This is a genomic window from Metallosphaera cuprina Ar-4 (genome assembly GCF_000204925.1).
GTDB classification, from domain to species: Archaea; Thermoproteota; Thermoprotei_A; order Sulfolobales; family Sulfolobaceae; genus Metallosphaera; species Metallosphaera cuprina.
In genome coordinates this window covers 1548511-1573026 of the sequence record NC_015435.1, presented here as the reverse complement: position 1 = coordinate 1573026, position 24516 = coordinate 1548511, and the positions used below count along the sequence as shown (strand labels likewise).

Below are 24516 nucleotides of genomic sequence, written 5' to 3'. Positions count from 1 at the left end.
TTGATATATATAGTAAATAAAAGATTCGGTCATTTTCGCAAGTTAATTAAATCATAATAAAATTGAAATTAATTTACTTTAATTCGTTTAGGAAAAGTTTAAGCCAAATAACGATGGGCAGGAAAAGATTTCAAAATCGGCGCGTCAATGTCCTCGCATTGAACACTTTGTGTAATTTTCCCTAGCGTAAAACGTCGAAACTAATATATTCAATTAACTGCATGTTTCTAAAGATGCCCATTCCAAAACTTTCGTCATTACCCTATTTCGAGAAGTGGTTGATATTGGGTATCATACTCGGAATTGTGGCTGGCCTGGCGTCAGTAACCTTCTATCTCTCCCTCAAGCTATTTGAGTTCCTGTTTATCGAAAAGTTAGTAGGTATGGCGATTCCGCATCCAGTCGGAGAAGGGGGTTCTATCAACTTTTCATTTCAACCTGGGAGATATCTGCTAATTCCTGTTTCCCTCATGATAGGTGGGCTGATTTCAGGTTTAGTTGTTTATACGTTCGCCCCAGAGGCAGAGGGCCACGGTACGGACGCTGCAATAAAGGCGTATCACTATCTTCAAGGTAAGGTCCGGTGGATTGTAATTCCGGTTAAGATATTCTCTTCCGCGGTGACCATAGGTTCGGGAGGGAGCGCTGGAAGGGAAGGTCCCACAGCTCAGTTCTCATCAGGAGTGGGTTCACTCATCGCTGACATCCTAAAGCTATCTCCAGAGGACAGACGTAGGGCACTGGCAGTAGGTATAGGTGCAGGAATAGGAACTATATTTAAGACCCCAATTGGGGGTGCAATCTTAGCGGCTGAGATACTTTACAAGAGGGACCTGGAACCCGAGCTAATTTTCCCAGGGCTCGTAGCCTCTGCTATAGGATATTCAATCTTTGGTTCAATATTTGGATTTACTCCTATATTTGGTTACTATACGGGTACATTTTCACCTTTAAGATTACCTCTTTACGCTATATTGGGTCTAATTTCAGGACTTATGGCTATCTTGTACGTCAAATCGTTTTATTCATTTTTTTCGCTTTTCAAAAAAATTCCGATCCCCAATCATGTGAAGCCCATGATCGGTGGAGGAATAGCGGGTTTAATAATGCTAGCAGCCCCAGAGACTTTAGGTACAGGTTACGGTTGGATAAACTTAGTCGAGTTTCAACGTTTCTCATCGCTCTACTCTCCTGTATTTCCGCTCATTCTACTTCTCGTCCTATTACCTTTCATAAAGATAGTAACGACGTCTCTGTCTATAGGGTCCGGAGGGAGTGGAGGAGTGTTCGCCCCTGGACTTTTCATAGGGGCGTTTCTAGGAGCAGATGTAGGTTTGGCCTTCCACTATGTTTTCCCCGATATAGTTCCAAATATTGCAGCTTTTGTAATAATAGGAATGATGTCATTCTTTGCAGCTGCAGGGAAAGTTCCGCTCTCTGTTATAGTTATGGTTACTGAGATGACATCGAGTTTGCAACTACTACCAGGTGCAATGATAGCGGTTGCAATCTCCTATTTAGTTTCAGGAAACTACACAATATATAGAAGTCAAGTCCCAACAAGGAAGGACTCCCCAGCTCACAGAAGTGAGTATGAGACTCCAGTAATGGTGAGATTGAAAGTAAGTGAATGCGAAATAAGCGATATAAAAGTTAAGGCTTCAGACACTGTGAGAACCGCATTATCTATTATGAGAGAAAATAACGTCTTGAGCGTTCCAGTGATCGATGATGGCTCTAGATTCCTAGGTATTATATATTTCCAGGACATCTCGGAAACCGATCCGGATGAGAAGGTGAACAAGTTCGTGATCAGGGGATCTCCTTACGTCACTCCAAACTCCACTCTTGAGCATGCGTGGGAAATAATGGCAATTAACAAAAGCAGATGGGTCCCTGTTGTCGAGAACGGTAGATTCATCGGAGTGGTGACGCTAGAGTCGTTGTTAGCAACGTATGATAACGAGGTAAAGAAAATCCATTAAGATAACTGCACTATTCATGTCATCACAAAACATATGGAACTTTTCTGCTACGAATAGCTTTTAATCTAAGTTCTCTTATAAATTTTGACTATAATGAATGAAATTAACGCCCTTTATTTGATCTTTGGCTCAATTACGCTTTCCCTCTCCTTAATTTACTTCTTATTGAACTCGTTCCTAGCTCTAAACTTAAGGGAGCCTAAGAGAATTAAGGTAAGTAGTCTCTCCGATGTTACCGTTTTAATTCCTGTATATCAAGAGAGGGCAGACATTTTCGAGAACGTGGTCTCCTCGGTCTCAAGGCAAGGTGTAAAGTTCATAGTGGTAGGAGACGGATCAGACGAACCCTATAGGTCAATTACGACCAGATATGGGGGCGAATTCGTTTATCTAGAGAAAAGAGGAGGTAAAAGGAACGCGCTTTCGAAAGGTATTTCATACGTCCAAAGTAAGTTTGTCCTTCTCCTTGATAGCGACACCGTTTTACCAAGAGATGGCATACACAACATGTTAACTTTGATGACTGAAGACGTGGCGGGAGTGAGCGTAAACGTTAGGAACGTGAAGACGGGAACTACGTATTATATGGCCGAACTTATAGAGAGATTAAAAGAAGCGACAATGAGAGCTGTAAACAGATCTGGGTACGCTGTCTTACTTAACGGTAAATGCTCTATGTATAGAACTGAAGTCGTTAAGGACTTCATGAGAAGTGAAGAGTTCAAGAACCCGAAATTTATGGGCAGGAGATCAATTATAGGAGACGATAAACAGCTAACCAATTACGTTATATCAAGGGGATATAAAGCTGTAGTGGACTTCAATACGGTTGTGCTAACGTATCCTCCCGAAACGATAAGGAAGCTTTACAGACAGTTAACTAGGTGGTCAAGGGCAAACTACTACTTCTTCTTCAGGGAGCTCTATGATGGAACGATGTTAAAGAGGGGCCCAATCTACATTTATAACTTTATTTACACAACAATTCTACCCTTCCTCATTCTCGGAATTACGGTTTTCGATACTATATTTTTGGGTAGAAAGGTGATGGATCTTAATCCAGCGGATTATGAGATGGCGATAGTGTACGGAGGTCACTTTCTCCTTCATCTGCCTTCTCTGCTAGCAAAAAAGATAATCTTCGCTCTAATTTTTGGACAGAGCACATTTCCCTTCAGCGCACACGCTCACGTCAACTACTTCCCGCGAATAAGGTTCACTTACTCGGTCATTCTCATTCACCTAGCAAGCGACCTTACGGCCATTCCTTTCATTTACGCTTTGTGGAAACTTCTACATGACGAGAAACTTAAGACCTTGACGGTGGGGTCTTTAGCCCTTCTTATACAAATGATAGTCAGCATTTACGCTCTCATTACAGTATGGAAGCAGGATACCTGGTTAACAAGGTAATTTGCTTATACAATACAAGCTTTTTGATAAACTGGTTTTATATCCTAAACCTTTCAATTTGAAGTTATGCCAGAAATAGGTGAAAAGGCACCGGACGTGGAACTTGTAGACACAGACCTTAAGAAGGTGAAGATATCAGATTTCAAAGGGAAGGCTGTAGTCTTGGCCTTCTATCCAGGAGCTTTCACATCTGTCTGCACTAAGGAGATGTGTACGTTTAGGGACTCTATGGCCAAGTTTAACGAAGTTGATGCGGTAGTGCTAGGAATAAGTGTGGATCCTCCATTTAGTAATAAAGCGTTCAAAGAGGCAAATAAACTAAACTTCACGATCTTAAGTGACTACAAAAGAGAGGCCGTTAAGGCCTTCGGAATAGATATGGAGTTCCCACTGCTTCCTGGTTACATCTTAGCTAAAAGAGCAGTGTTCGTTCTAGACAAGGAAGGGAAGATAGTCTATAAGTGGGTTGGAAAGGAATTAGGAAACGAACCAAACTATAAGGAGATAGAGGAAGTTGTAAGAAAAATCAGGTAATTTTTTAACCTGATCCGTTTTTAACCTGATCCGGTTCCGCAACCGCATAAACCGAACTCATCTATTTCTAAATTACAAATTGGACAGACGTATCCCGTAGACCCAGTTTCATAGCACATCTTCCCGAACTGAGATAAATGAGGGTTCATAAGGCTCTGCATCTCATCTGAACTAACACTCACTAACTTTATTCTCCATATTGCCTTGTCCTCCTTTATTAGGCTGAACTGCATCAATCTGATTTCCCCTTGGTCCGAAGATGAGTCATATCTGATGTAAGTTTTACTCATAATATCGTAATTATCTTTGGTATTATTAAACTTTCTTATAATTGCTTGAAAAGTTTTAACTATCTCCAGGCAATTATAAAGTATAAACTTTTTAAGTGTGAAGCCTTTTATCAGAGTTAAATGAAAATTTTATGATTAATTTAAAAATTTAACACTTATATATTATATAATTTTAGTTTCTTTAATAAATTATCTAATTATAATAAATAATATTATAGAATTTATTTCTAATCTAGTTTAGATGTCATCTTCGCTATTAAGTAATACTTAAATAGTTCGAAAGCTCTTCTTTCCTCTCATGTCTGGAGATAAAGGTATGAAAAAAGAAATTAGTTTATCCTCGTTGATAATAATAGGTCTAGCATCTGCTGTAGCGACTGCAATATTCTTTAGTCCGTTGCAAATGTCAGCTGTGGCAGGTCCAGCAAGCCTCGTCTCGTGGATAGTAGCTATCCTATTCTACATAACGATCTCAATTACGTATATTGAGTTATCTCAAACATATCCTGAGGCGGGTGGGCCATCTAGATATTCCATTTATAGTCACGGCTCTGTTACAAATCTTATAAATGCCATGGCCGACTTACTCTGGTACCTTTTCATTCCTCCGATAGAGGCTTTCGCGACCATTGAGGGGCTAGATTACGTCTTCCCTTCGCTCCTAAACTTACGGGGTTTCCCTACTCTAGAGGGCGCAATAATTGGGGTAATACTAATGTTCGGTTACATTCCATTTAATTACTATGGAGTGAAAACTTTTTCAAAAGTGACCTCGAGTTTCGGTACGATAAAATACATCATATATATACTTCCAGCTTTCCTACTCCTGGTAAGTTTCTTTGACGTAAGGAACTTGACGTCCTATGGATTTATTCCTTTTGGCGTTTCAGGAATTTTCGCTGCCATGCCTTACGCTATGTTTGCCTTTGGTGGGGCTAGAGTGATTCCGGATTTCGCAGAGGAGGTGAAAAAGAGATCCTACTTGGTGTATGCTCTCATAGCTACAGTTATTGGCGAAGGAATAGTTTATCTGCTATTTGATTTTACCTTTCTAACTAACTTGAATTGGACTAAACTAGGTTTAATACCGGGTGAATGGTCATCGTTAAACAGTTTGGTAGGCAATCCTTTCATAGTCCTGGCTAGTCACTTACATTCCGGTCCTGGAGAAGTTGCGTTAATATTACTCTTAATAGGTGGCATAATAGGACCCTTTCTGACAGGTTACGTATATATGGGTGGCGGAGCCAGAGTGTTATTGGCGTCAGCAAGATCTGGGTTTCTTCATGAGAAATTTAAGGCTTTGCATAGCAAATACGCTATACCATATTGGGGTCTTATAGTGTTTGCAGTTATCGGAGCGTTAATTGCGTTCCTGTTCGCTCCAGTCCCTAGCATTTACGGGCTGATCGACGACGCTACGGTTGCAGGATACATAGGTTTCTCAACTAATCCTGTTGCAATGATGGTTCTCAGGAAACAGGGCGTAACTAAGTGGAAAATAAAGGGCGGTTCAGTGGTTTCTCCGATAGCCTTCGCCGCTTCCTCTCTGATAGTGTTCTGGAGTGGGTGGCCCGCAGTACCTTATTCTGTGATAATCCTAGCTGGAATAACAGCTATATTGGGCTTTCTAGGAAAGGTTAAGGAAGGGCTAAAAGAGTCATTATGGTACGTTGGATATATCGCTTTCCTTACTTTTATGACATATATAGGATCTGACGGAGCGCTCAACTTGATCCCGTACCTCCAGGCAACCCTCTTAACAGTAATTCTCTCACTAGCGTTGTTTTATCCATTAGGGATATATCAAGGTCTAAAGGAAAGGAATTACCTGTACCATAATGAAGTCTTCGAACACAAAGATTAACTTCCAATAGAGATCTATAGGCGGAGATCTATAAGATTGGTCTCTTTTTTGAATGCCTTCCCCACAATCCCTTAAATCTCTCCTCTTGCCAAACGTCTCCCCTTTCGTGATAGCCTCTCTCCTCCCAATAACCATCAACGTAATCCTTTATGAGCTCCATTGAGGTTACCCACTTGGCGCTCTTCCAACCATACAGTGTGGGAAAGAACGGTCTAGCTGGAAATCCCTGTTCCAAAGTTAGTGGTTTTCCATTCATATATAGAACTAGAATGGAATCCTCTCTTTTCACCTCCTCTAAGGGTACTGTAGTCGTGTATCCGTCAAGAGAGTAGAATAACACCCATTTCGCTTCCGGTTTAGGAACGCTCCTGCTCAGTAGCGTGGAGAGCCTTATCCCTTTCCAGTCCACGTTTAGTACGCTCCAGCCAGTTACGCAATGGAAGTCCCTTTTGTAATCAACGTTAATCATTGAAATGAGATCTTTATAATCGTAACTCATTTCCCTCTCTACTAATCCCGACACTTTGAACCTGTAGTCGTTTAAGTCCACTTCGGGCACTCCCAGCGCCGCATAATAGATGAACCTCTTGACGGCCCTTTGACCTGATGGTAACTGAGCTTGATTTTCCATAAGGTCAGATTGTTTTTGGGTTTTTTAAGGATATGTTAGCTTTTTCAAAACAGCTTTTATGTAAGATCCTCTTAGATCTTCTAGTACAACCATATACTTATTAAGCGAAATAATATTTATAGAGACTATTTATATAAATATTGGCTTTAATGTTCAGATATCTAATACTAAGATATTCAAGTAAAAATTATTTATACTTTATTAACTAAAACTTTAAATAAGGTTTTTAGTAAGTTTACACGGTGATAATTTTGGCAGAGAAGCAATTAAATTCGGGAAACTCAACAAGGATGGAGTATCTGTTTCCAATTAGATTTGCAGTAGGTTGGATGTTCTTGGACGGAGGATTGAGAAAGGCCGTTTTAAAGCCCGCTAAGTTAGATCCTAACTCATCATCTTTCGTTGGAGGTAAACTCGTCAATTTTCTGCCTCATTCGGGACCGTTCAAGTCCCTTTTGCTTATGACGCTTGAGAACAGATCGCTAGACGTTTCTTTCCTTACAGCATTTAGTTACATTGAGATAATAGCTGGCTTACTCCTCGTTCTAGGTTTACTAACCAGGTTAGCAGCTTTAGCCTCTCTGTTCATGTCCGTAGGTTTTGCCCCAGCTTACTGGTTAGGATCTACATGCGAAGACGAGTGGCAGATAGGAGCTCTATTGACCGCAGGTTCGATAGTTCTAATGCTCACTGCTAGCGGAAGGGTTATGGGATTGGACAAGTTCCTCTACGAGAGGCTAGGAGATAGACCTATCTCCAAAAAAGTTCCAATATTAAATATGATTAAACTCTGGTGATGAAAATGGATAAGACGGTTGTTTTAGCTATATTGGCTGGAGTATTCATTGTAGCGTGGATTTTAGGAACTGGACAATGGGCTTATGGTAACGTTGTAGGACCTTTAGTTAACTACTCGAAGCTCCCGAAGTTAGAAATCACTTACGTCAACGCCGAGAGCTTAGGAAACAAGACTCTGTTAATTATGAATATAACGGACGTGAATGGTCCCGACGCTTATCCGGCTTCTGCTCCTCTCATGGAGATCTACAACTCCTCATGGCACCTCTATCTGAACTCGTCTCAGATAGCTAATTTCACGGTGAAAGTCATTCAGGCTCCCTGGAATGAGAACAAGAAGGATTATGTGAACTGGTACACTGGATTTGCAGTGGTGTTAGGTAGCGAGGCCCAATTCCAGTTGCTCATTCCCATTCATCTATCTCCAGGGAATTACACAGTGAAGTTATACACTCCTGCAATTAGCGAAGATTCTATGGCTAGCCACACGTTCTACGTTTAAAGGCTTAACTCAACGGTTTTTATATAAAGTTAATAGATATTTATTCATGAGAAAAAACATAGTCGTAATAAGCCTGATAGTTCTTGTCGTAGGGCTGGTATTAGGAGTTAGCGGTTTCCTAATCGCTAAAGGCTCGATAGATATAATTTCTTTCAATTTATCACCTGGTCAAGAGAAAACGATTGAGTTAAGGAGCGGTGAAAACACGGTAAACGTCGGTTATAACTCTTCACTTCCTCCTAAGATATTAATCGAGGGTACAGTTAGTAACATAACTTACTTATCGAACGGACAGGCTTTCATAGTGAGTGGGACCTCACCAAGCGTTAATGTGGAGAACAACCTAACCGAGCCAATATCCGTAACGATTGTCTCTACCGAGATATCTAAATCCCTAGTTTTAGCTAGCCTAGCGTTTTTAATAGGTTTGATAGTTTTCTTTGTAGGTATTGGCATAACCATTTACGGCCTAGTTAGAAGATGAAAGGTGTAATAACGCTTTGCTTTGAAACTAGATCTAATTACAAGTTTTACAGTTTAATTGTTTCTAACAAATATTTATAGTCAGAAAAGGACATCAAAGATTATGATACAGAACGTTGAGATAAGGGCTGTCTCAAAAGATAAGGCCATGATGTGTTTGGGCAATCCCTATTTTATAATGGGGGCTACAGGACATATAGCTGCTCTTAAAGTATACGATAAGATAACAGGAGACTTTGTTTATCCTTCACAAGGTAAGTCTCTTACTAACAAGTTCTATGTGGCATACCTGTTCGGCTCTAAATCGGTATTCCTAGCCCAGTCAATAGTTAAAACGGGAGGAGGAGTCAAGGCCGTGACGGGATACTTTGAGGGGCCTATTTACTCTGGTGCAGGGGTGAGCTACAAAGGAGTGACCCTAGACGAATCCGAAAGCTTTGAGATGCTATTCGCGTTTTCCTCAAACGACAGCACGCTAAGAATAATACTTTCCACCAATCAAAACTTGAACGTAAAATCAAAAGTGACAGGCACTGAGTTATCCAAGCTATTGGGGCACATCATTAACGATCATATTTTCCCCGCGCTTAAGCAGTATGTAGGCGACCAAGCGCAAGAGAAAGGGAGTTCGGAATCAGGCTGATCAAGGTTAAAGGGCCGTTCAACCGTTGCTCACTTACAATCTCCTTGATTGTCTAGAAGTCTAGGTCTAAAGTTAAGTGGCACCTTCACTAATTCTTTAAGTTACGATTCGTTTTTGAAGCAAAGAGTCGAGCGACACTGAACTTGTTGAACTCATTCAATCACCCTTCAGTTCTCTATCACATCTAGCCTTGTGTACACAGTAAGAGCATTGCCAACTCATATCCGAGTATTTCTTCGCCTCTGGTTCAGGAACGTTTCTCTCATTTAAGGCCCTATGAAGTGACTCAACCCTCTGTAAGGTTTTATTGTATAGATCTTGATCGAAACTAATCTGAAACTCCTCCGCGTCAAAATCCGCTCTGTCAATATAGAAGAGAACGCCTTTAGATTTAGGGAAGGCCCTCATGTAAAGATTAAGTTGCGCTCTGTGATCTAATCTAGGTAAATATCCCCTTTCTACCTTACTTCTCAGGTCACTCACCGTCTTGACTTCCACAAGATAACGCTCATTAGTGAACTCAACTATAATTAGGTCATCTGCCCTACCGGAGATCACGATCTCATTGTTTGTTGGATGAGGGATCCTAACAGGCACCTCTGTAAAGATCTTAATACCAGGTTCTCTCTTCAAGATGTCCGCAACAAGCTCATGGATCGTTTCACCGAGTAGGGTAAATCTAGCTGCTTCCGCCCCACTCGCTGTTGGATAGAGCCTATCGTAATATTGCCTTCTTAAACAATTCCATATTTGAGATGGCCAATACTCTCCCTCAAATTGTTTTAGACGGTCGTCATCAGCTAGATGCTTGTAAAGGATCTCTTTTATAACCACATATTTTATTAAGATTTAGCAAACTAAAAATACTTTATCATACTTCAAGAGGATTGTCTTTTATTACTTAGAGGATTAACATTAATACATGCCGTTTCTAAACGAGAGGACCTTCCAACGTTATCTTCAAGAAGGTAAGGAGGAGGAATTCCACAAGCTATTTGACGAAGGAATAAAAAGGGTTGAGGAGAAATTAGGACTAGAGTACCCTATACTTTTAGCGGATAAGGAGATTAAAACTACCACGAAAAGGGTAGTTAAGAGCCCCATAGACACCTCTCTCACCTTAGGTGTTTTCCAAGAAGATAACGGCCAACTGTTGGAGGAAGCGATTAAGGTGGCTAAGGAAAGCTTCAGCTACTGGAAGGACTCGGATTGGAGGGACAGAGTAGAGTTCGCGATTAAGGCAGCTAACGAAATGAGGAGGATGAAATACGAGTTAGCAGCCACAATCACGTTTGAGAACGGCAAGAATAGATTTGAGGCCATAGCGGAAGTGGACGAGACGATAGATTATCTGAATTATTATGCTCAAATCTTAGAGGAAAATAGAGGTTACGTAAAGGAGATGGAAGGTAGGATAGTTAGAGGTGAGAAGGGAGTTTCTGTTATGAGACCCTATGGTGCATGGTTGATCATTTCTCCATTCAATTTTCCGTTGGCTATCACCGCTACAATGACCCTGGGGGCATTGATGACAGGGAACACTGTTGTAGTTAAGCCCTCTTCGGACACTCCCCTCTCAGCGTATAAGTTAGTTTCGATACTTAGAAAGGCGGGGTTTCCATCAGACGTTGTTAATTACTTAACTGTGCCAGGTGAGGTCGTATCAATGGTTATTGAGAGGAACTTGGATATGGCAGGTTTCGCGTTTACAGGCTCTAGAGAAGTAGGACATACCCTCCTGAAGAAGTTCATAAATCTCAAACCTAGACCTGCGGTCATGGAGCTTGGGGGGAAGAACGCTACTGTAATAACCGCTAAGGCCGATCTTAGGAAGGCCGTAGAGGGAACTTATAGAGCCGCCTTCGGTTTTGGGGGACAGAAATGCAGCGCTACCTCGAGGGTTTTCGTCGAGAGCCCGGTATTCAAAGAATTCCTGTCCATATTGAAAGCTAGGATTGAGGCTACTGCAATTGGAGATCCCAGGCTGAAGTCAACTTTCCTAGGTCCTTTAATTAATAAGTCAGCAGTAGATAAGTTCAGGAGATTTGTAGATCAAGCCCAAAGCGAAGGAGGGAAGATACTGATAGGAGGAAGAGTGAGGGAAGACTCCAGGACATACTTGGTTGAACCTACAGTTGTAGTTGATTTGCCCTATACCAGCTCGTTGTGGAAGATTGAACTTTTCGTACCCATAATCCTAGTGAAGGAGATTTCTAATCTTAAGGAGGGTATAAAACTTGCTAACGACATTGATTATGGGCTCACGGCTGGGATATTTTCTAATGATGAGGATGAGATAGAAGAGTTCTTCAGAGAGATTGAAGCTGGAGTAGTTTACGCTAACAGAGAATCAGGATCTACAACTGGAGCTATGCCAGGCGTTCAACCTTTTGGAGGTTGGAAGGATTCTGGATGGACAGGGAAGAACGCAGGGGGACCGTATTATCTGTTATCGTTCCTTAGAGAGCAGGCAAGAACAATTTACTAATCGGTAGCTCCAGTGAGAAGTGGAACTATCTTTAACGTAATAACGTACTCTCTCCACAAGGTAGATAGCTGATCATCTTTTGGAGACTCAAGTGAAATAGCAACGTTAAGTTTACGTAGAAGGGATAAAAGGCACTGATCACTAATCTCTATACCAGCTATGGCATTGAACGAAGCTAGTCGATCCATGTACCTTTTAATTCTCTCCTTGACTTCGTAAGCTTTCCAGCAAGGGATTCTCTTTGAAACGTATAGTAAAATTATTCCGGACTCCATTAAATCTATGTGGCTACCTTCGGATATTCTTACTCTAGTCCCCCTTTCTATGATCTCAAAACCTTTTGGTGGTATTCCATGTTCAGCAAGCAGTTGACCCAGTAAATCCATTCTGTCCATTTTAAGATAAAATATAATGATGTGTTATATATGAATGTTCAATATCTTTTCGAGTTGATAATGTAAAATAAAACGAAGAGCTTTGAGTTCAAGGTTTTAGCTTAGAACGATGCAAGATTAGGCACGCCTCACAAGGTAAACTAAAAGATTAGAGTAGCTTTTGACTGAGAGCTCTTCAGGGCGAACTCCGATACTCCTCCTACCTTTACCTTATAAATGAACTGATCCTCATGAACGTCCTTCACTCTCATTCCGAACTCGCAAGCCGTTATCTCAAGGTCCTCTCCAGCTAACTCAAATAGATTATCAAGGTAGTACTTTAACGTTTTAGTTCCCTTGAGAGATATCTTTTCAGATTCGGCAGTAAGAGCTCTCAATGCGTCCATTGTGAAGAACATATATATCTTGTTTCCCCCAGAGGCGTAACCTATTGCGGTGATCACACCCATCATGACCTTCTCCTCATCTCCGGATATCATCATAAAGGAGTACATGTCACTCATTGTTTCACCTCCTTAGATTTCACAAAGTTAACTAAAGAGATCCAAAACATAATTAAACCCACGTATACAACAGTGTAACATATCCATGTAGTTGCGCTAAGGTAGCCTTGAAGTTGATCAGGAGGGACGTAGACGAGGAAGTTCGCTTGGTGTAACGCTATATTATTAGCTTCAGTTAGATAGACTTTACTGAACTGATACCAACCAATAGCAAACAACGAAAGGATCAACGGCGCTATAACCTTTCTAATGGGATAAGAGGTAGATTTCTGCTTAGATTTACCCACTTCTTCCACTTAACCTCACCTCATAATCTCTCCTGGACTTTAACGGCTAGGAAAACGCCAGCTAACATGCCACCCAAGAAGATGTAACCGTCATACCCAAGCTGACCGAAGTTTGTCCACATAAGACCGACATTGCATCCCAAAGCCATCCTTACACCTATACCTACCAGCATACCACCGATAAACCCTATCGCTAACCTTTTCCTGTCCTTTGGGATCCTTATCTTGAAGTCCCCACTCAGGTATGACGCTGCGAAGGCTCCTACACAAAGCATGACAACCATAAGGGTACTTGGGTCAACTATAGGTAATGAGCTATTAAACCAAGGAGTATTTGTAAATAGATTTATTCCTGGAATCATTAAGAGATATTCAAAGAATCTACCTCCATCGGAAGACGTGATTACTAGATAATTGAAAGTGTATCCAGCTCCCACTATAAAAACAAGGATCATATCTAGCGCTAGTATTACCGTAGAGAGGTTGGTTCCATAAGCCTTCTTAAGGAGGAACATGTCCTTCACCTCCTGTTTTAGCCTCAAGTTAGACGGTATAGAGGTAGGTCCAGGAAGAGGTAAAGAGTTCGTTCCTTGTATTTTCACTCCAGGTAACCCTAAACTTCCTCCACTAGATTTACCCCACTTGCTTCTAGTTCTCATTTGTAAGTAAATTCCCAGAAAGAGTAACGGTAGGGCTACTATCATTGTCGTGATGTAAACAGACATATTTGATACGGAATGAAAGAGTACGTAAGGTAAGTACTCTACATATCCCCCAGCGCTTGTAGAAAATATCCCGTTCTCCATAGTGAAGGATTGAAAAGGCCATATAGCTATCGCGAAGATGTAAGTCCCTATCATCATCCCAAACAACTCAATCCAGTTCTGAACGTACCCACTACTTGCTCTATAAAGCATGGATAAGTTGCATCCTCCTGCTAGGGCTGCTCCAAAGCCAAAAATGAAGGATCCAACTAAGATGTACCATCCTGCAAAGTAGTTGTTAAAGTATTGATCTACGGCGGGCACTACACCAAAGGCTACTAAGAGACCGGTTCCTAATGCTGTTAGCCCGAACAGAATCAGGAGCGCTCCAAACCTCTCGAAGCTCTTGGTTGTAAAGATAGAGGTCATAGCGTTTACGAAACAGTAGTTTCCTCTCTGAGCTACCCATCCAAGTATGAATCCGCTCAGGCCAAACAACCCAAATATTAATGCCCAAGATAAGGGAAAAACTGGTTGAAGGATCATGGAGGGGGTGGTCAACTTCTACCCCACCTTTTGTATCCTAAATTTGTACACGTCTCCATCTTTAATTACTATATAAGGATAGCCTAAGTTTTTGCATAAGGAAGGTAGAGTTACGTCTACGGCAGGTTGATGGTCTGTTAAAACCTCTAACACTTGTCCCGCTTTCATCTTCTTAAGTTTCTTGCTAGCCGTCATCTCAGGCACAGGACACGACTCTCCTATGACGTCTACTCTTTCATCTGGTTCCCTGATCTTTAAGGGTTCGGATGACATTATATCACCAATTATCATTATATCCTTACATTCTTTTAAGTTATGTTCTTTTTTAAACTGTTTTTTTAATAGCTTAAAAATTTAATAAATTAGGAGATAAAGGACCACAACTAGGTAAATTATAGATCCTAGGGCGAACCAAAGTTTGCCGCTTCTTATGATCTTAATTCTCTTTTCGATGAGGTAATCTATGGAAATGGTTCCGGCTCCTTTAATCAAAATATAAAGGTCCAGCAACATAAGAAGGAGATTTATTCCATATTCGTCCGCTCCGGTCCAATAAGCCGAAAGAAAATAGATAAGATTAGTGTAGAAAGCCACGCTTGAAGCCAGTTTAGACATCAAACCCAGCAACGTAAGCACTCCGAAGCTTATCTCACCTATCATCACGAGCACACCCACAGTGTATAAGTGAGGGAAAACCGCGTAGTAGAGAAAGGCTCTGATAGGGGAACCCTCCGCCAGATACTGTACTGTGAAACCTATAAACGATGTGGAACCTGGATTGAGGAAGCCCGGATTAAGTAGTTTATTTAGTACACCAGCGTTAATCCATATCGAACTTACCGCGAGCCTAATGATTAATTTCTCTATATTTTGCTCACTTCTCAGGGGTCTCAACTGTCATCGCCCTCTTAACAAGTTTAGAGGATATTACCGTTACCTGCCATATTCCGATCGTAAGAAGGACTATGCCTGTTAAAGTTGGGGACAGTAGCAGAAAGGCTTGAAGCACTCCTCCGGTCCACGCTCCAGCAATGAAAGCTCCATACTTCCACGTCAATCCTTTAGTCAATGTTGGAAAACTGCCCGAGATCAAGTAGAGCAGCGAGTTGATAGCTGTGGGAGTTAAACAGCAAATACCAGCTACTGTGCCAATAGAAGGTATTGAGGCAGTCAGGAAGCCAGCCGAGGTGTTCAAAGCACTCATCCTAAACGATTTAGGAACCATCCACTTATAAGTGGAACTAGAGACGTAGATCAAGGACATAACGTAGTAAGAAAATATCAGCGAAAGAGTAAGCGCTACATCGTTAATAACGCCTAATACTAGGAGTGGATAATTTAGGACTAATGGTCCCAGCATAGGCATTCCCTCCCCTTGATATGAAATAGTAGTTAATTGTAAGAAATATGAACTAACGTTTATGTTAGGAACCATAAGGAGACCTGAAACTATTAAAAAGCTAATGAAGTAAGCTGGTACGTAGGCTATGACAATCGCCCTTCCGATCTCATCCTTCATGGTTGCCTTGAGCACAGACCTCAATCTCATTGGACCGTGAATCAAGATGAACCTACCTTTCCTAGATTTATATAACAGCAAACCGAGTAGAATTGAAAAAAATATATAAACTAAAACGAAAACAAGAAAAGGCTCAATAAAGGAGATCTGTCCCGTGTCAGCTAAGGGAGAGTACCAGAGAGAGACGATCCTGATTCCATTAACTACTATCGGAATGAAAACGGTGGCGTTAAAAAATAGGAAAATGTAGAAAAAGGGGTTAATTGGCTTCATAAGGTATCACTTAACAATGTAGGCCAGTTACAGGAGGTAGCATAACGTTGTTCACCAAATAAGCCCCCAAACTTTGGGTTATAGGAATTACGATAGAAGGTGCAGTTGTCAATGGTAGAGTGTATGAGAGGGATAGGGTAGATAACGAGATGAGAGCTATCATCCCGCCTGTACTAACGCTCCCGTGCATCACGACGTAGGCGTAGCTTCCTCCAGGTGTAATCTCGATGTCAGCTAATCCAGCAGGGGAGATCTCAGGTAAACTGATTTCCTTTACGACCTGGAAGTTGGAGGTGGAGATAACCACCACAGTGTTGTTATTGCTAGGGGCCTCTAAGTAATATTTCCCGTCGGGCGTGAAGACTCCACGTTGAGGGACCAATCCGCTTGGCATTTGAACCATTCCCATTAGTTGAAGGTTAGGTAGTGAGTAAAATCCGACCGAATTGTTGCCTACAAACTCCACGGCTACCATTGTGCCTTGGTCGTTCGGACTTAACATGTAAGGTTGTGATCCTAAAGAAGTTGGTTTAACGTTAATTAAGGATCCATTAGCCGCACTAATGATATCTATACTGTTGTTGAACCTCATTGGGATAAGAAGTTCGGTTCCATCAGGGGTCCATCTCACATCACAAGGATAGTATGTCTTACCTACGCTAGATACGAAGTCCTTACTCCACACTGTCTGAAGACTCTGAACGTTTATAACTTCAACAACTCCAGAAGGTCCATCAGCTATGGCAGCGTATTCACCGTTAGGTGAGATCGAAACTCCTATGAAGCCAACCGACTTACCCACTTCAAACGTTTTAACGACTTTAAAGTTTGTAGTATTCACCACGTAAACGGTGCCGTTATTTAGTGGCATAAAAACGTATTTTAGACTAACACCTAAAGGAACTTCCTCCCAGTAGTAGACCTGGGTAGGTACGCTAGTTGAGATATTTACCAACCTTTGGAACCCAAGGAAGCTTTGCGATGAACTAAACGGATTGAGAACTTGAGCTATCCCTTTCTGTGTGAAAGCTAGGAAATAGAAATTGTTATTGGTCGTAGTGCTAGTGCTTGTACTATTTGTACTAGTCGTGGTGGTCGTAGTAGTCGTAGTAGTAGATGGGGAACTGCTCCTTAGCATTATGTAAGCCGCACCAATGCCGACAAGTAAAATAACAATGATGCCTATTATTAGTAAAAATTTGTAGTTCATATCATATCATTTAACATGAATCTTGAACCTTTTTAAAAATAACGTATTTATAACTAGTTTCTATCTTTTGTTTAATTTTTGTTAAATAGTTATAACTAGGTCCACTTTGTCTGTTATTGCCTTATAAAAGTCGGGGAAACATCCTATCTTACAGCTACTCACTAGTTTATCAGCTAGGTTCCTCATATAAACGCATTGATCGCAAGCTTGAAGGTACAGTCCTGACTCAGATAGCTTGTCTAATCTTTGTCCTAGAGGATTATCTTTCATGGGAATGTAGACGTTATCATGGATGAAGAACATTCCAACCACTTCAACTCCATGCCTCTTCTCCTCCATTTGGGGAACTATCATCTGGCCTAAAATGTAGGAACCTAAATTAGATTCGACAATGTAAGCTACTCTCTTCATGATAACACCTCGCTTAATGAGCTTCCGATCCTCTCTATGACTTCGTTAATCTGCAATCCCTTAACTCCCCTTAGTACTTCTCTCCAATTAGATTTGTTTAATGTACCATCTTCCTTGGCTTCAAGGAGCGCCTCCAAGGTAATGACAACCAACGGACATTCAGAAGATTTGTATCTGTAATCGTTCCCTCTCTTGTAGACTTCAAACCATCTCCCATCTCCTATTTCCACTCTCTTAACTAAGCTGAATCCCTTCTCGTTTAATGCGTACAGGCGTCTTGCGAGATAGTCTGAGGCATATTTCCTCTGAACCACGCATCCACAAGAGTCAGTTTTTACCATTTTAATCAATTTGTAACCGCTTTGTTAATTTATAAATCTTTTGCATACAACGAATCAAATGAAAATTTGTTCAACCGTTTAATTATCTGTTAATTTCATTACTCTAACTGACCTACAAACATCATAAAAAATACTTATATATGCGATAAACTAATTAATCATGTGGGAATTTCAGTTACTTTGAGGGCAAAGAACTATCAAGAGTTACTCAACGTCGAGAGATATAAGAGGCTATACATGCTGTCTGACGTGAGGAGACTGAACTGGGGCTATTCAGCTAAACTTAGGCTAGGTAAGATATCTTTTCCGGTTCTAATTAAGACTGGAAAGGGTGGAATCCACATTTTGGAGGAGACCGGTAAGTTCAGAGTAAGCTTGGTGTTTAACGATCACGAAACCCTAGAAGTGAACGTAAACGTCGAGTCCTCTAATGAGTTGATAAGATCAAGTTTAGAGGAGGGAATAACTAGGAATCTCAAGGAGTACGCTGAGTCGATCTGTAATAAATCTGAAAAGGAGAACACGGACATATCCTCACTTGTCTTCATGATGAAACCTTTAGTTAGGAGAGTTTTAGATGTGAGAGGTGAGGAGTGTCCAGTTCCAGAGATAGCTGCAAAGAAGGAGTTATCCAAGATGAGACCAGGAGAGGAACTCGAGATCCTAGTAGATCATCCTGCAGCTGTGAACATAACTTTACCTGAAGTGGCTAGGCTAATGAAATGTAGGTATGAGATATACAACATGGGTGACTACGTTTCGTTCGTTATGCTTAAGCTAGGAGATCCTAGTATTGATGAAATGTACGAATTAGGCTTAACAAAATGGGAGTTAATTCCACAACTTATCAAAGATATAGGGTTTATAGCCTTCTTATACTCAAAGTTTGATAGAATTGTTAAACAAGTTCCAATAGAGGAACTCAGAGAAGATCACTTTAGATTCGAAGGTTTAACTTGCGTCTCATCCGCCTCGATAGGTGGAAAGTGGTTAGCTGTGGGCTTAGTAAGCGACGAAAAGATTCTAGGTCTCATGTTAGATATGAACGGTCAGAGACTCTTTAACGAGGAGGCGAGGGCGAAGCTGGGTAAGATAAAGGGCCTAGGCCACGTGTTCTATCTTAAATCAACCTAGAGTTCTTTCCTGTAAACTAAGTATCTCAATCGATTCTTTCGATTGGTTTCCAGAGATGTAAATAACAATGATGTAGTCCTTGTAGGTAGAGTAAAGAGATACGGTATCGTTTGAGGAAACGTAAAATCCAGTGTTATTTAGCTTAGTTACATTAAAATCAAGATCTTTATATATTCCCATAATAGTCGTGACTATATTGGATAGATTATCGCTATCATACTTGAAAAGGAACACTGAAAGGTTAGAATCCGAACTCCTATAAGAGGAGTAGTAAAAGGCCTGTGCGTGACTAGCTAATGTCTTAAGAATGGGAGACAATCCATTGTAGTTGTAAACTTTAGCTTGAGCTACGACTGTCCAATCCCCCCCGAGGTGATTATCTAACGAGGAGGTAGGTATGTAAACTGAACTCTGTCCTTGCATAACTGTGGAGATCATAAGGATTATTGAAACTATAGCCAACGTCAAGGCAATCAAGATAAATATCTTAAATTTCATGTTCGGTCTTATATTCGACGATTTTAAATTATTTTTCCGTATGTTATCCTTTTTCCCAGGTATCGGATATATAGGAGAAATTATTAAATTAGATTAATTATTAAGTATTATGAAAAGACGCTCTCAATTGTATGTTCCTAGCGTTAATAAGAGAATGATAGAAAAGAGCGTTGAAATACCTGCAGACTCTATAGTCTTTGACTTAGAGGACTCGGTACCTTTGGAGGATAAGGAGAAAGCTAGGGAAAACCTAAGGAACTCACTCTCTACGTATTCTTGGAAAGGTAAGGAACTATGCGTTAGGATAAACCAGGTTACGATAAAAGACGGTATTAAGGACCTTCTCTTACTGTCTGAGATAGATGTTAACCTCATCTTGGTACCAAAGGCAGAGGGAAGACTAGACTTCATTTATAAGGCAACAGGTAAAAAGGTGGAACCCATAGTGGAGACCCCGAGAGGAGTAGTTGAGATGGAGGACTTGGTCAGATCTGAAGGTGTCGAAGCTATATCTTATGGAGCTGCCGATCTAGCTCTCCACTCGGAGGGTAAAATAAGTGGATACGAGGGGAACGTCTACCTAATGACGAGGTTAGTTATGACCGCGAGGGCTTATGACGTGGATCCTATAGATAAGGTGTACTTCGACCTAAAGAATCAAGACGGCTTTAGAAGAGAGGCGGAATATGCGAAATCTTTAGGATTCGCTGGGAAACAGGTAATTCACCCATCTCAGGTCTTGATAGCCAATGAGGTATTTTCTTTAACTGAGGATGAGATGAAGTTTTATAGGGAGATTGTGGAGAGTTATGAGAAGGCGTTAAAGGAAGGGAAGGGTGCCATCAGGTTAAGAGATCAGCTAGTTGATCAGGTTCATTATAAGATAGCGAAGAGGAAGTTAAGCGATTACTCTTGACATAGCGTTAAAAGATAGGAATGAACTCCTCTTCGGATACCTCAATCTCCTCCCCTGTGATCCCTAACTCCGGTATTGCAGGTATCTTCACCCCGTACCTAGCTAGCGTGGCTCCCACCCTGACTAAGGCCGTCCTCCAGGCCTCCTCCTTCTCCTTGAGCTCAGGTATGTAAAACCCGGCCCCTCTAGCTAAGTCCTCCATCCTCTCGTTGACTTCCTCAAACCAAGGAGGTAACCTCCAGAACTCCTTAGGGGGTTTGTAGGTTATTAGGGAGAGGAAGACGAACCCAGCCCTCACCTGTTTGGTCACAAGCTTCCTCTGCTCGTCCGTCATCCTCGACGCCCCGTCAGTCATTATTAAGTGGGTGAAAGCGTAGTGTCTAGTCTCATCCACCGCTGTGTTCCTGAAGGCCTTCCTCATCTCCTCAATCTTAGATCCCTTAGACATGGTGGTGAAGACCGTCGTCGCTGCGGCCTCACCCATCATGAAGGAGGTGAAAAGCACGTCCAAGGTGTACTTACTATATGCCTCCAAATACGCTCTCCAATACCTCGCCCCGTTGTACCACGTCCACTCAACATTAAGCATGGCTTTCCTCTCAAGGTCATCCATTGGCTTAAACTGAAACGGGAAGCCCCTCATCATAGAATCTATCGAAAGTCCGCACACCATATTATGCCTGTTCTCGTCGTAGGTAATCGTGGTTAGGATTCCTCTCACTGCCGTGTCTAAGTGATGCTCGAACCCTTTTATTACGGCGTAAGCGAAAACGGGAGTGGCGTTATCGAAGTTGGAGAGTAGAGACCACCAGTAGGCGATGGCCAGCCTCTGCTTCCTATCCAAACCTGAGGCAATCTCCTTAATCTTGTTCCAATCTATGTCCTCCTCGTCCCACTGCTCCCTCTTCGCCCTCCTGTACAGTTGCCACGCCCTCTCATTATCAAAACTCCACTTGGGTGGATATACGTTAGGAGTTGGATAGAGTGGGTCTTGTAAATAATCAATGTCAGACATGCAACCTCGTTAATATAATATATAGACTAAATATATAAATGTTCTTTATAACAATTAAATCCTAGATCCTCCATTTAGGTATTTATAGAAATTATACTTTTAGGATTTCCAAACCGGTTTCCTTTTCTCTATGAAGGCTTTCATTCCCTCCTTACCGTCATCTGAGACCAGCGCCATGTAGAAGTTTCTCCTCTCAAGGTCCAGGCCCTGTTGTAGTGTAGTCTCAAGGGCTTTGTTAACAGCCTCCTTTCCCAATTCGACGGAAAATCCAGACTTGTGGGCTATCTCCTTAGCCATTCTTTTAACTTCGCTCATGAGAGCCTCGTCTGGAACTACCTTTGTCACTAACCCCATTCTGTAAGCTTCCCAGGCTGAGATGAGCTTTCCTGTCAATACGAGTTCCATGGCTCGATATTTTCCCACAGATCTTGTCAGTCTTTGAGTGCCTCCCGCTCCGGGTATTATCCCAAGGTTTATCTCCGGTTGGCCTAGTCTGGCGCTCTCTGCGCTCACTATTAGGTCGCATGCCATGGCTAGCTCTAGTCCTCCTCCAGCTGTCGTCCCATTAAGGGCCGCAATGATCGGTTTCCTGAAGCTCCTCATGGCATCCCATAGAGGCATATGACCTTCTCTCACTACACTCTCAAGGGGCATGTTCATCATCTCCCTAACGTCGGCTCCAGCTGAGAAAGCCTTGCCGTTACCCGTAATGATGACAGCTTTTACGCTGTTCCTAAGAGTTGAGAGAGCCTGGACAATATCGTATACCATTTCCATGTTGATGGCGTTCAACTTGTCCGGCCTGTTCAACTTAATAATACCTATATCGTTCTCTTGCTCAAGTATTATAGTGTTCAATCCTATTCACCCCTAAAACTTGGTTTCCTCTTCTCTATGAACGCCTTTACTCCTTCATTGAAATCTGCTGTAGAACCTAGGTAACCTTGAAGTGCCGACTCGTAATCTAGGAACTCCTCTAAGTCGGGGAACAGAGCCCTATTTATTAGTTTCTTTGAGGCGACGTAAGATTTGAATGGGCCAGAAGAGATCTGTTCTGCTATTTTTACGGCCTCCGATAAGGGATCATCTACTACCTTGACTACTCCTTCCCTTTCTAGATCCTGAGCGCTCATCTCACCTCCTAGGAGGAGCCTATCTAGAAACCTCGTTCCTCCTAACCTAGTCAGGATAAGGGTGAGTCCTGTGTCCGGGGCCAAGCCAATACTGTGAAACGCAGTAACGAACTTTGAACTCGGAGATGCCAATCTCACGTCACACGCAAGTGACAAGCTTATACCGGCACCGGCTGTCACCCCATTTATCGCCGCAATGTATATCTTTTGGGCAAACCTTATCTCCCTCAAGATGGGATAAAAAGAGGCTCTGAGGTCTTCCGTTAGGTCGGACGAGATCGAGCCTAGGTCCGCCCCTACTGAGAAAGCCCTACCTTCCCCCGATAAGATGGCAACCCTTTTGCTCTGATCGGAGTTGAAGTCTCTCAGGGTTTTCAGCAACTCTTGTCTTAGCTCAAGGTTCAGAGCGTTGAGTTTCTCTGGCCTACTTAACTTCACGAGAACCACTGATCCACGATCTTCTAGTTGTACTAAGGACATCGATATACTAGTAGAAAATTATATATATAAGACTTCAACATGAGCAGAGACTTCTTCTGTACTCTGTTGACTAGCTGAATTATATGATTAAGCGTAGTTTAAATTAAATCTATGATAGATATAATAAAGTAAATTATGTAAATATATAGTTGCTTATATTTGTAATTCCTAAGTGCAGTAGAAGTTTTTCTAATAATAAAAATAACAGATGATGTTTACGTCGGTTCCAAGCTCCCGATGATCGATCTTGCTTAATGAAAGTTCTTCTGATCAATAGTTAACAACATACATAGGTTTTAAGTTATATAAATTATCAAGAAAACATATATAGTTCCAATGAAAAATTATCGTAATGAAAAGGAGAGTAGGAATTATAGGAGTTGGCATGTCTAAGTTCGGAAGGAGGGACGATGTATCTGTTAGGGAGCTTTCCTGGGAGGCCATCAAAGAGGCTTTCTTAGATGCGGGGGTCTCACAGAGGGATATAGACCTCGTTGTTGCGGGGAGTACTGCTTATCGTGGTGCTGAGCTCTACCCAGCACCTCCAATTTCAGAGTACTCTTCGCTAGTAGGCAAGACACCTATGAGAGTGGAGGCAGCCTGCGCTACCGGATCCGCCGCAGCGTTCACCGCCATTAATTCGATAGCTTCAGGAATGAGTGATGTAGTTCTAGCAATCGGTTTCGATAAGATGACGGAAGTGAACACTTCCACCTCTCTTGCGATAGGAGGTAGAGGAGGTAACTATCAATGGGAGTTTCACATGTATGGTACTACTTTTCCCTCTTACTACGCCCTTTACGCCACTAGGCATATGGCGGTCTACGGAACTAAAGAAGAGGACATGGCGCTTGCGTCGGTTAAGGCTCATAAGTACGCCTCAATGAACGAAAAGGCCCACTTAAGGAATAGGGTCACAGTGGAGGACGTGCTCAAGTCCAGGATCATATCGTGGCCAATAAAACTTCTGGATTCCTCGCCAATAAGTGACGGAGCTGCAGCTGTCGTTTTCGCCTCAGAGGAAAAAATAAGAGAGCTTAAAGTGGACTCGCCTGTTTGGGTGGAGGGTATAGGTTACGGGAGCGACACGTCCGCCATAGCTAGAAGAGGAGAGTGGACCGGATTAAGAGCAGCGAGGGACGCCGCCAATATGGCCTTTACTATGAGTAAAAGGTCACCTCAGGATATAGAATACGCCACAGTTCACGATTGCTTCACGATAGCCGAGATCATGGCCTATGAGGACTTAGGGTTTGTAGAGAAGGGGAAGGGAGCGGAACTTTTAAGGGAGGGACAAACGGAGAAGGACGGTAAAGTCGCTGTCAACCTCTTTGGTGGATTGAAAGCTAAGGGGCATCCTTTGGGGGCTACTGGCTTATCAATGATATACGAAGTTACGAAGCAGTTAAGGGAGGAGGCGGGTTCACTTCAACACAGCTTCAAGAAATACGTTGCGTTGACTCACAACGTCGGAGGAACAGGGCATTACGCATACGTCACTGTACTTTCGAGGTGAT

At 41.9% G+C, this 24516-nt stretch carries 29 protein-coding genes; 12 read left to right on the top strand and 17 right to left on the bottom strand.

Features of this window, described 5'->3' with window-relative positions; translation table 11 throughout:
* Positions 1 to 233 precede the first annotated feature (233 nt).
* The 3 genes from MCUP_RS08110 (at position 234) to MCUP_RS08100 (ending at position 3932) form a co-directional block, all read left to right on the top strand.
* Positions 234 to 1985 carry a chloride channel protein gene (locus MCUP_RS08110; RefSeq protein ID WP_048057780.1) on the top strand — a complete coding sequence of 584 codons (1752 nt, stop codon included), beginning with the start codon at positions 234 to 236 and terminating at the stop codon, positions 1983 to 1985.
* 93 nt (positions 1986 to 2078) lie between these two features.
* Complete coding sequence (locus MCUP_RS08105; protein WP_013738319.1) at positions 2079 to 3398, top strand: glycosyltransferase family 2 protein; 1320 nt, start codon at positions 2079 to 2081, stop codon at positions 3396 to 3398.
* Positions 3399 to 3464: 66 nt separating this feature from the next.
* Complete coding sequence (locus MCUP_RS08100) at positions 3465 to 3932, top strand: peroxiredoxin (protein WP_013738318.1); 468 nt, start codon at positions 3465 to 3467, stop codon at positions 3930 to 3932.
* Positions 3933 to 3952: 20 nt separating this feature from the next.
* Here the strand turns inward: MCUP_RS08100 and MCUP_RS08095 are convergent, their stop codons facing one another.
* Positions 3953 to 4222 (bottom strand): hypothetical protein, encoded by a 270-nt coding sequence (locus tag MCUP_RS08095; protein ID WP_048057614.1) that lies wholly within the window; start codon positions 4220 to 4222, stop codon positions 3953 to 3955.
* 298 nt (positions 4223 to 4520) lie between these two features.
* Here MCUP_RS08095 and MCUP_RS08090 point away from each other — a divergent pair, with 298 nt between their 5' ends.
* The gene (locus tag MCUP_RS08090) at positions 4521 to 6089 is read left to right on the top strand and encodes an APC family permease (protein WP_148230927.1); all 1569 of its coding nucleotides are present in this window, start codon (positions 4521 to 4523) and stop codon (positions 6087 to 6089) included.
* A gap of 28 nt (positions 6090 to 6117) precedes the next feature.
* On the opposite strand, the gene MCUP_RS08085 is transcribed toward MCUP_RS08090, so the two are convergent.
* Positions 6118 to 6720 carry a sulfite oxidase-like oxidoreductase gene (locus MCUP_RS08085; protein ID WP_013738315.1) on the bottom strand — a complete coding sequence of 201 codons (603 nt, stop codon included), beginning with the start codon at positions 6718 to 6720 and terminating at the stop codon, positions 6118 to 6120.
* A gap of 251 nt (positions 6721 to 6971) precedes the next feature.
* On the opposite strand from MCUP_RS08085, the gene doxD reads away from it, so the two are divergent.
* The 4 genes from doxD to MCUP_RS08065 all read left to right on the top strand — a co-directional run bounded on the left by doxD (position 6972) and on the right by MCUP_RS08065 (position 9146).
* Positions 6972 to 7517 (top strand): thiosulfate:quinone oxidoreductase large subunit, encoded by a 546-nt coding sequence (gene doxD, locus MCUP_RS08080; RefSeq protein WP_013738314.1) that lies wholly within the window; start codon positions 6972 to 6974, stop codon positions 7515 to 7517.
* 5 nt (positions 7518 to 7522) lie between these two features.
* On the top strand, positions 7523 to 8020 hold the full coding sequence (gene doxA, locus MCUP_RS08075) for a thiosulfate:quinone oxidoreductase small subunit (RefSeq protein WP_013738313.1): 498 nt from the start codon (positions 7523 to 7525) through the stop codon (positions 8018 to 8020).
* 46 nt (positions 8021 to 8066) lie between these two features.
* Complete coding sequence (locus tag MCUP_RS08070; protein ID WP_013738312.1) at positions 8067 to 8504, top strand: hypothetical protein; 438 nt, start codon at positions 8067 to 8069, stop codon at positions 8502 to 8504.
* Between the two features lie 102 nt (positions 8505 to 8606).
* Entirely contained in the window at positions 8607 to 9146 is a 540-nt protein-coding gene (locus tag MCUP_RS08065; RefSeq protein ID WP_013738311.1) for a hypothetical protein, read from the top strand.
* Positions 9147 to 9302: 156 nt separating this feature from the next.
* On the opposite strand, the gene MCUP_RS08060 is transcribed toward MCUP_RS08065, so the two are convergent.
* The gene (locus MCUP_RS08060) at positions 9303 to 9980 is read right to left on the bottom strand and encodes a PD-(D/E)XK nuclease family protein (protein WP_013738310.1); all 678 of its coding nucleotides are present in this window, start codon (positions 9978 to 9980) and stop codon (positions 9303 to 9305) included.
* An 88-nt stretch (positions 9981 to 10068) separates the two neighbouring features.
* Between MCUP_RS08060 and MCUP_RS08055 the strand changes: the two genes are divergently transcribed.
* Positions 10069 to 11634, top strand: coding sequence for an aldehyde dehydrogenase family protein (locus MCUP_RS08055; protein ID WP_013738309.1), 1566 nt, complete (start codon positions 10069 to 10071; stop codon positions 11632 to 11634).
* Here the strand turns inward: MCUP_RS08055 and MCUP_RS08050 are convergent.
* The 10 genes from MCUP_RS08050 to MCUP_RS08005 all read right to left on the bottom strand — a co-directional run bounded on the left by MCUP_RS08050 (position 11631) and on the right by MCUP_RS08005 (position 17823).
* On the bottom strand, positions 11631 to 12029 hold the full coding sequence (locus MCUP_RS08050) for a hypothetical protein (RefSeq protein WP_013738308.1): 399 nt from the start codon (positions 12027 to 12029) through the stop codon (positions 11631 to 11633). The two genes, MCUP_RS08055 and MCUP_RS08050, sit on opposite strands and share 4 nt — an antisense overlap.
* A gap of 140 nt (positions 12030 to 12169) precedes the next feature.
* Positions 12170 to 12532 (bottom strand): DsrE family protein, encoded by a 363-nt coding sequence (locus MCUP_RS08045; RefSeq protein WP_013738307.1) that lies wholly within the window; start codon positions 12530 to 12532, stop codon positions 12170 to 12172.
* On the bottom strand, positions 12529 to 12828 hold the full coding sequence (locus tag MCUP_RS08040; RefSeq protein ID WP_013738306.1) for a hypothetical protein: 300 nt from the start codon (positions 12826 to 12828) through the stop codon (positions 12529 to 12531). The genes MCUP_RS08045 and MCUP_RS08040 overlap by 4 nt, the downstream gene beginning before the upstream one ends.
* A gap of 11 nt (positions 12829 to 12839) precedes the next feature.
* Complete coding sequence (locus MCUP_RS08035) at positions 12840 to 14069, bottom strand: YeeE/YedE family protein (RefSeq protein WP_013738305.1); 1230 nt, start codon at positions 14067 to 14069, stop codon at positions 12840 to 12842.
* Positions 14070 to 14087: 18 nt separating this feature from the next.
* Positions 14088 to 14342 (bottom strand): sulfurtransferase TusA family protein, encoded by a 255-nt coding sequence (locus tag MCUP_RS08030; RefSeq protein ID WP_013738304.1) that lies wholly within the window; start codon positions 14340 to 14342, stop codon positions 14088 to 14090.
* An 81-nt stretch (positions 14343 to 14423) separates the two neighbouring features.
* A complete protein-coding gene (locus tag MCUP_RS08025) occupies positions 14424 to 14963 on the bottom strand; it encodes a TQO small subunit DoxD (protein WP_013738303.1) in 540 nt (179 codons plus the stop codon).
* Complete coding sequence (locus MCUP_RS08020) at positions 14944 to 15861, bottom strand: hypothetical protein (RefSeq protein WP_013738302.1); 918 nt, start codon at positions 15859 to 15861, stop codon at positions 14944 to 14946. Before MCUP_RS08020 ends, MCUP_RS08025 begins: the two co-directional genes overlap by 20 nt.
* A gap of 10 nt (positions 15862 to 15871) precedes the next feature.
* Complete coding sequence (locus tag MCUP_RS08015) at positions 15872 to 17071, bottom strand: YncE family protein (protein ID WP_013738301.1); 1200 nt, start codon at positions 17069 to 17071, stop codon at positions 15872 to 15874.
* 81 nt (positions 17072 to 17152) lie between these two features.
* Positions 17153 to 17482: a DsrE family protein gene (locus MCUP_RS08010; RefSeq protein ID WP_013738300.1), complete on the bottom strand. Its 330-nt coding sequence runs from the start codon at positions 17480 to 17482 to the stop codon at positions 17153 to 17155.
* Positions 17479 to 17823, bottom strand: a complete 345-nt coding sequence (locus MCUP_RS08005; protein ID WP_013738299.1) for a hypothetical protein — start codon at positions 17821 to 17823, stop codon at positions 17479 to 17481. Before MCUP_RS08005 ends, MCUP_RS08010 begins: the two co-directional genes overlap by 4 nt.
* 162 nt (positions 17824 to 17985) lie before the next feature.
* On the opposite strand from MCUP_RS08005, the gene MCUP_RS08000 reads away from it, so the two are divergent.
* Positions 17986 to 18957, top strand: a complete 972-nt coding sequence (locus MCUP_RS08000; RefSeq protein WP_148230926.1) for a sulfurtransferase TusA family protein — start codon at positions 17986 to 17988, stop codon at positions 18955 to 18957.
* Here the strand turns inward: MCUP_RS08000 and MCUP_RS07995 are convergent.
* A complete protein-coding gene (locus MCUP_RS07995) occupies positions 18949 to 19455 on the bottom strand; it encodes a hypothetical protein (RefSeq protein ID WP_013738297.1) in 507 nt (168 codons plus the stop codon). The genes MCUP_RS08000 and MCUP_RS07995 overlap by 9 nt on opposite strands.
* 109 nt (positions 19456 to 19564) lie before the next feature.
* On the opposite strand from MCUP_RS07995, the gene MCUP_RS07990 reads away from it, so the two are divergent.
* The gene (locus tag MCUP_RS07990; protein WP_048057612.1) at positions 19565 to 20371 is read left to right on the top strand and encodes an HpcH/HpaI aldolase/citrate lyase family protein; all 807 of its coding nucleotides are present in this window, start codon (positions 19565 to 19567) and stop codon (positions 20369 to 20371) included.
* A gap of 7 nt (positions 20372 to 20378) precedes the next feature.
* Here the strand turns inward: MCUP_RS07990 and MCUP_RS07985 are convergent, their stop codons facing one another.
* The 3 genes from MCUP_RS07985 to MCUP_RS07975 all read right to left on the bottom strand — a co-directional run bounded on the left by MCUP_RS07985 (position 20379) and on the right by MCUP_RS07975 (position 22999).
* Entirely contained in the window at positions 20379 to 21386 is a 1008-nt protein-coding gene (locus MCUP_RS07985) for a hypothetical protein (protein WP_013738295.1), read from the bottom strand.
* A 99-nt stretch (positions 21387 to 21485) separates the two neighbouring features.
* Positions 21486 to 22244 carry an enoyl-CoA hydratase/isomerase family protein gene (locus MCUP_RS07980; protein ID WP_013738294.1) on the bottom strand — a complete coding sequence of 253 codons (759 nt, stop codon included), beginning with the start codon at positions 22242 to 22244 and terminating at the stop codon, positions 21486 to 21488.
* A 2-nt stretch (positions 22245 to 22246) separates the two neighbouring features.
* Complete coding sequence (locus tag MCUP_RS07975) at positions 22247 to 22999, bottom strand: enoyl-CoA hydratase-related protein (protein ID WP_048057611.1); 753 nt, start codon at positions 22997 to 22999, stop codon at positions 22247 to 22249.
* A 352-nt stretch (positions 23000 to 23351) separates the two neighbouring features.
* Between MCUP_RS07975 and MCUP_RS07970 the strand changes: the two genes are divergently transcribed.
* Entirely contained in the window at positions 23352 to 24515 is a 1164-nt protein-coding gene (locus MCUP_RS07970) for a thiolase domain-containing protein (protein WP_013738292.1), read from the top strand.
* Position 24516: the final 1 nt, after the last annotated feature.

Bases quoted from the DNA above. Each gene is read 5' to 3' on its own strand.
- MCUP_RS08035 (WP_013738305.1), bottom strand. From the start codon at position 14,069: ATGATCCTTCAACCAGTTTTTCCCTTATCTTGGGCATTAATATTTGGG.
- MCUP_RS08095 (WP_048057614.1), bottom strand. From the start codon at position 4,222: ATGAGTAAAACTTACATCAGATATGACTCATCTTCGGACCAAGGGGAA.
- MCUP_RS08050 (WP_013738308.1), bottom strand. From the start codon at position 12,029: ATGGACAGAATGGATTTACTGGGTCAACTGCTTGCTGAACATGGAATA.
- MCUP_RS08045 (WP_013738307.1), bottom strand. From the start codon at position 12,532: ATGAGTGACATGTACTCCTTTATGATGATATCCGGAGATGAGGAGAAG.
- MCUP_RS08010 (WP_013738300.1), bottom strand. From the start codon at position 17,482: ATGAAGAGAGTAGCTTACATTGTCGAATCTAATTTAGGTTCCTACATT.
- MCUP_RS08105 (WP_013738319.1), top strand. From the start codon at position 2,079: ATGAATGAAATTAACGCCCTTTATTTGATCTTTGGCTCAATTACGCTT.
- MCUP_RS08090 (WP_148230927.1), top strand. From the start codon at position 4,521: ATGTCTGGAGATAAAGGTATGAAAAAAGAAATTAGTTTATCCTCGTTG.
- MCUP_RS08015 (WP_013738301.1), bottom strand. From the start codon at position 17,071: ATGAACTACAAATTTTTACTAATAATAGGCATCATTGTTATTTTACTT.
- MCUP_RS08085 (WP_013738315.1), bottom strand. From the start codon at position 6,720: ATGGAAAATCAAGCTCAGTTACCATCAGGTCAAAGGGCCGTCAAGAGG.
- MCUP_RS07970 (WP_013738292.1), top strand. From the start codon at position 23,352: ATGAAAAGGAGAGTAGGAATTATAGGAGTTGGCATGTCTAAGTTCGGA.
- MCUP_RS07985 (WP_013738295.1), bottom strand. From the start codon at position 21,386: ATGTCTGACATTGATTATTTACAAGACCCACTCTATCCAACTCCTAAC.
- MCUP_RS08065 (WP_013738311.1), top strand. From the start codon at position 8,607: ATGATACAGAACGTTGAGATAAGGGCTGTCTCAAAAGATAAGGCCATG.
- MCUP_RS08020 (WP_013738302.1), bottom strand. From the start codon at position 15,861: ATGAAGCCAATTAACCCCTTTTTCTACATTTTCCTATTTTTTAACGCC.
- MCUP_RS07990 (WP_048057612.1), top strand. From the start codon at position 19,565: ATGAAAAGACGCTCTCAATTGTATGTTCCTAGCGTTAATAAGAGAATG.
- MCUP_RS08110 (WP_048057780.1), top strand. From the start codon at position 234: ATGCCCATTCCAAAACTTTCGTCATTACCCTATTTCGAGAAGTGGTTG.
- MCUP_RS08030 (WP_013738304.1), bottom strand. From the start codon at position 14,342: ATGTCATCCGAACCCTTAAAGATCAGGGAACCAGATGAAAGAGTAGAC.
- MCUP_RS08055 (WP_013738309.1), top strand. From the start codon at position 10,069: ATGCCGTTTCTAAACGAGAGGACCTTCCAACGTTATCTTCAAGAAGGT.
- MCUP_RS08005 (WP_013738299.1), bottom strand. From the start codon at position 17,823: ATGGTAAAAACTGACTCTTGTGGATGCGTGGTTCAGAGGAAATATGCC.
- MCUP_RS08100 (WP_013738318.1), top strand. From the start codon at position 3,465: ATGCCAGAAATAGGTGAAAAGGCACCGGACGTGGAACTTGTAGACACA.
- MCUP_RS08070 (WP_013738312.1), top strand. From the start codon at position 8,067: ATGAGAAAAAACATAGTCGTAATAAGCCTGATAGTTCTTGTCGTAGGG.
- MCUP_RS07975 (WP_048057611.1), bottom strand. From the start codon at position 22,999: ATGTCCTTAGTACAACTAGAAGATCGTGGATCAGTGGTTCTCGTGAAG.
- MCUP_RS07995 (WP_013738297.1), bottom strand. From the start codon at position 19,455: ATGAAATTTAAGATATTTATCTTGATTGCCTTGACGTTGGCTATAGTT.
- doxA (WP_013738313.1), top strand. From the start codon at position 7,523: ATGGATAAGACGGTTGTTTTAGCTATATTGGCTGGAGTATTCATTGTA.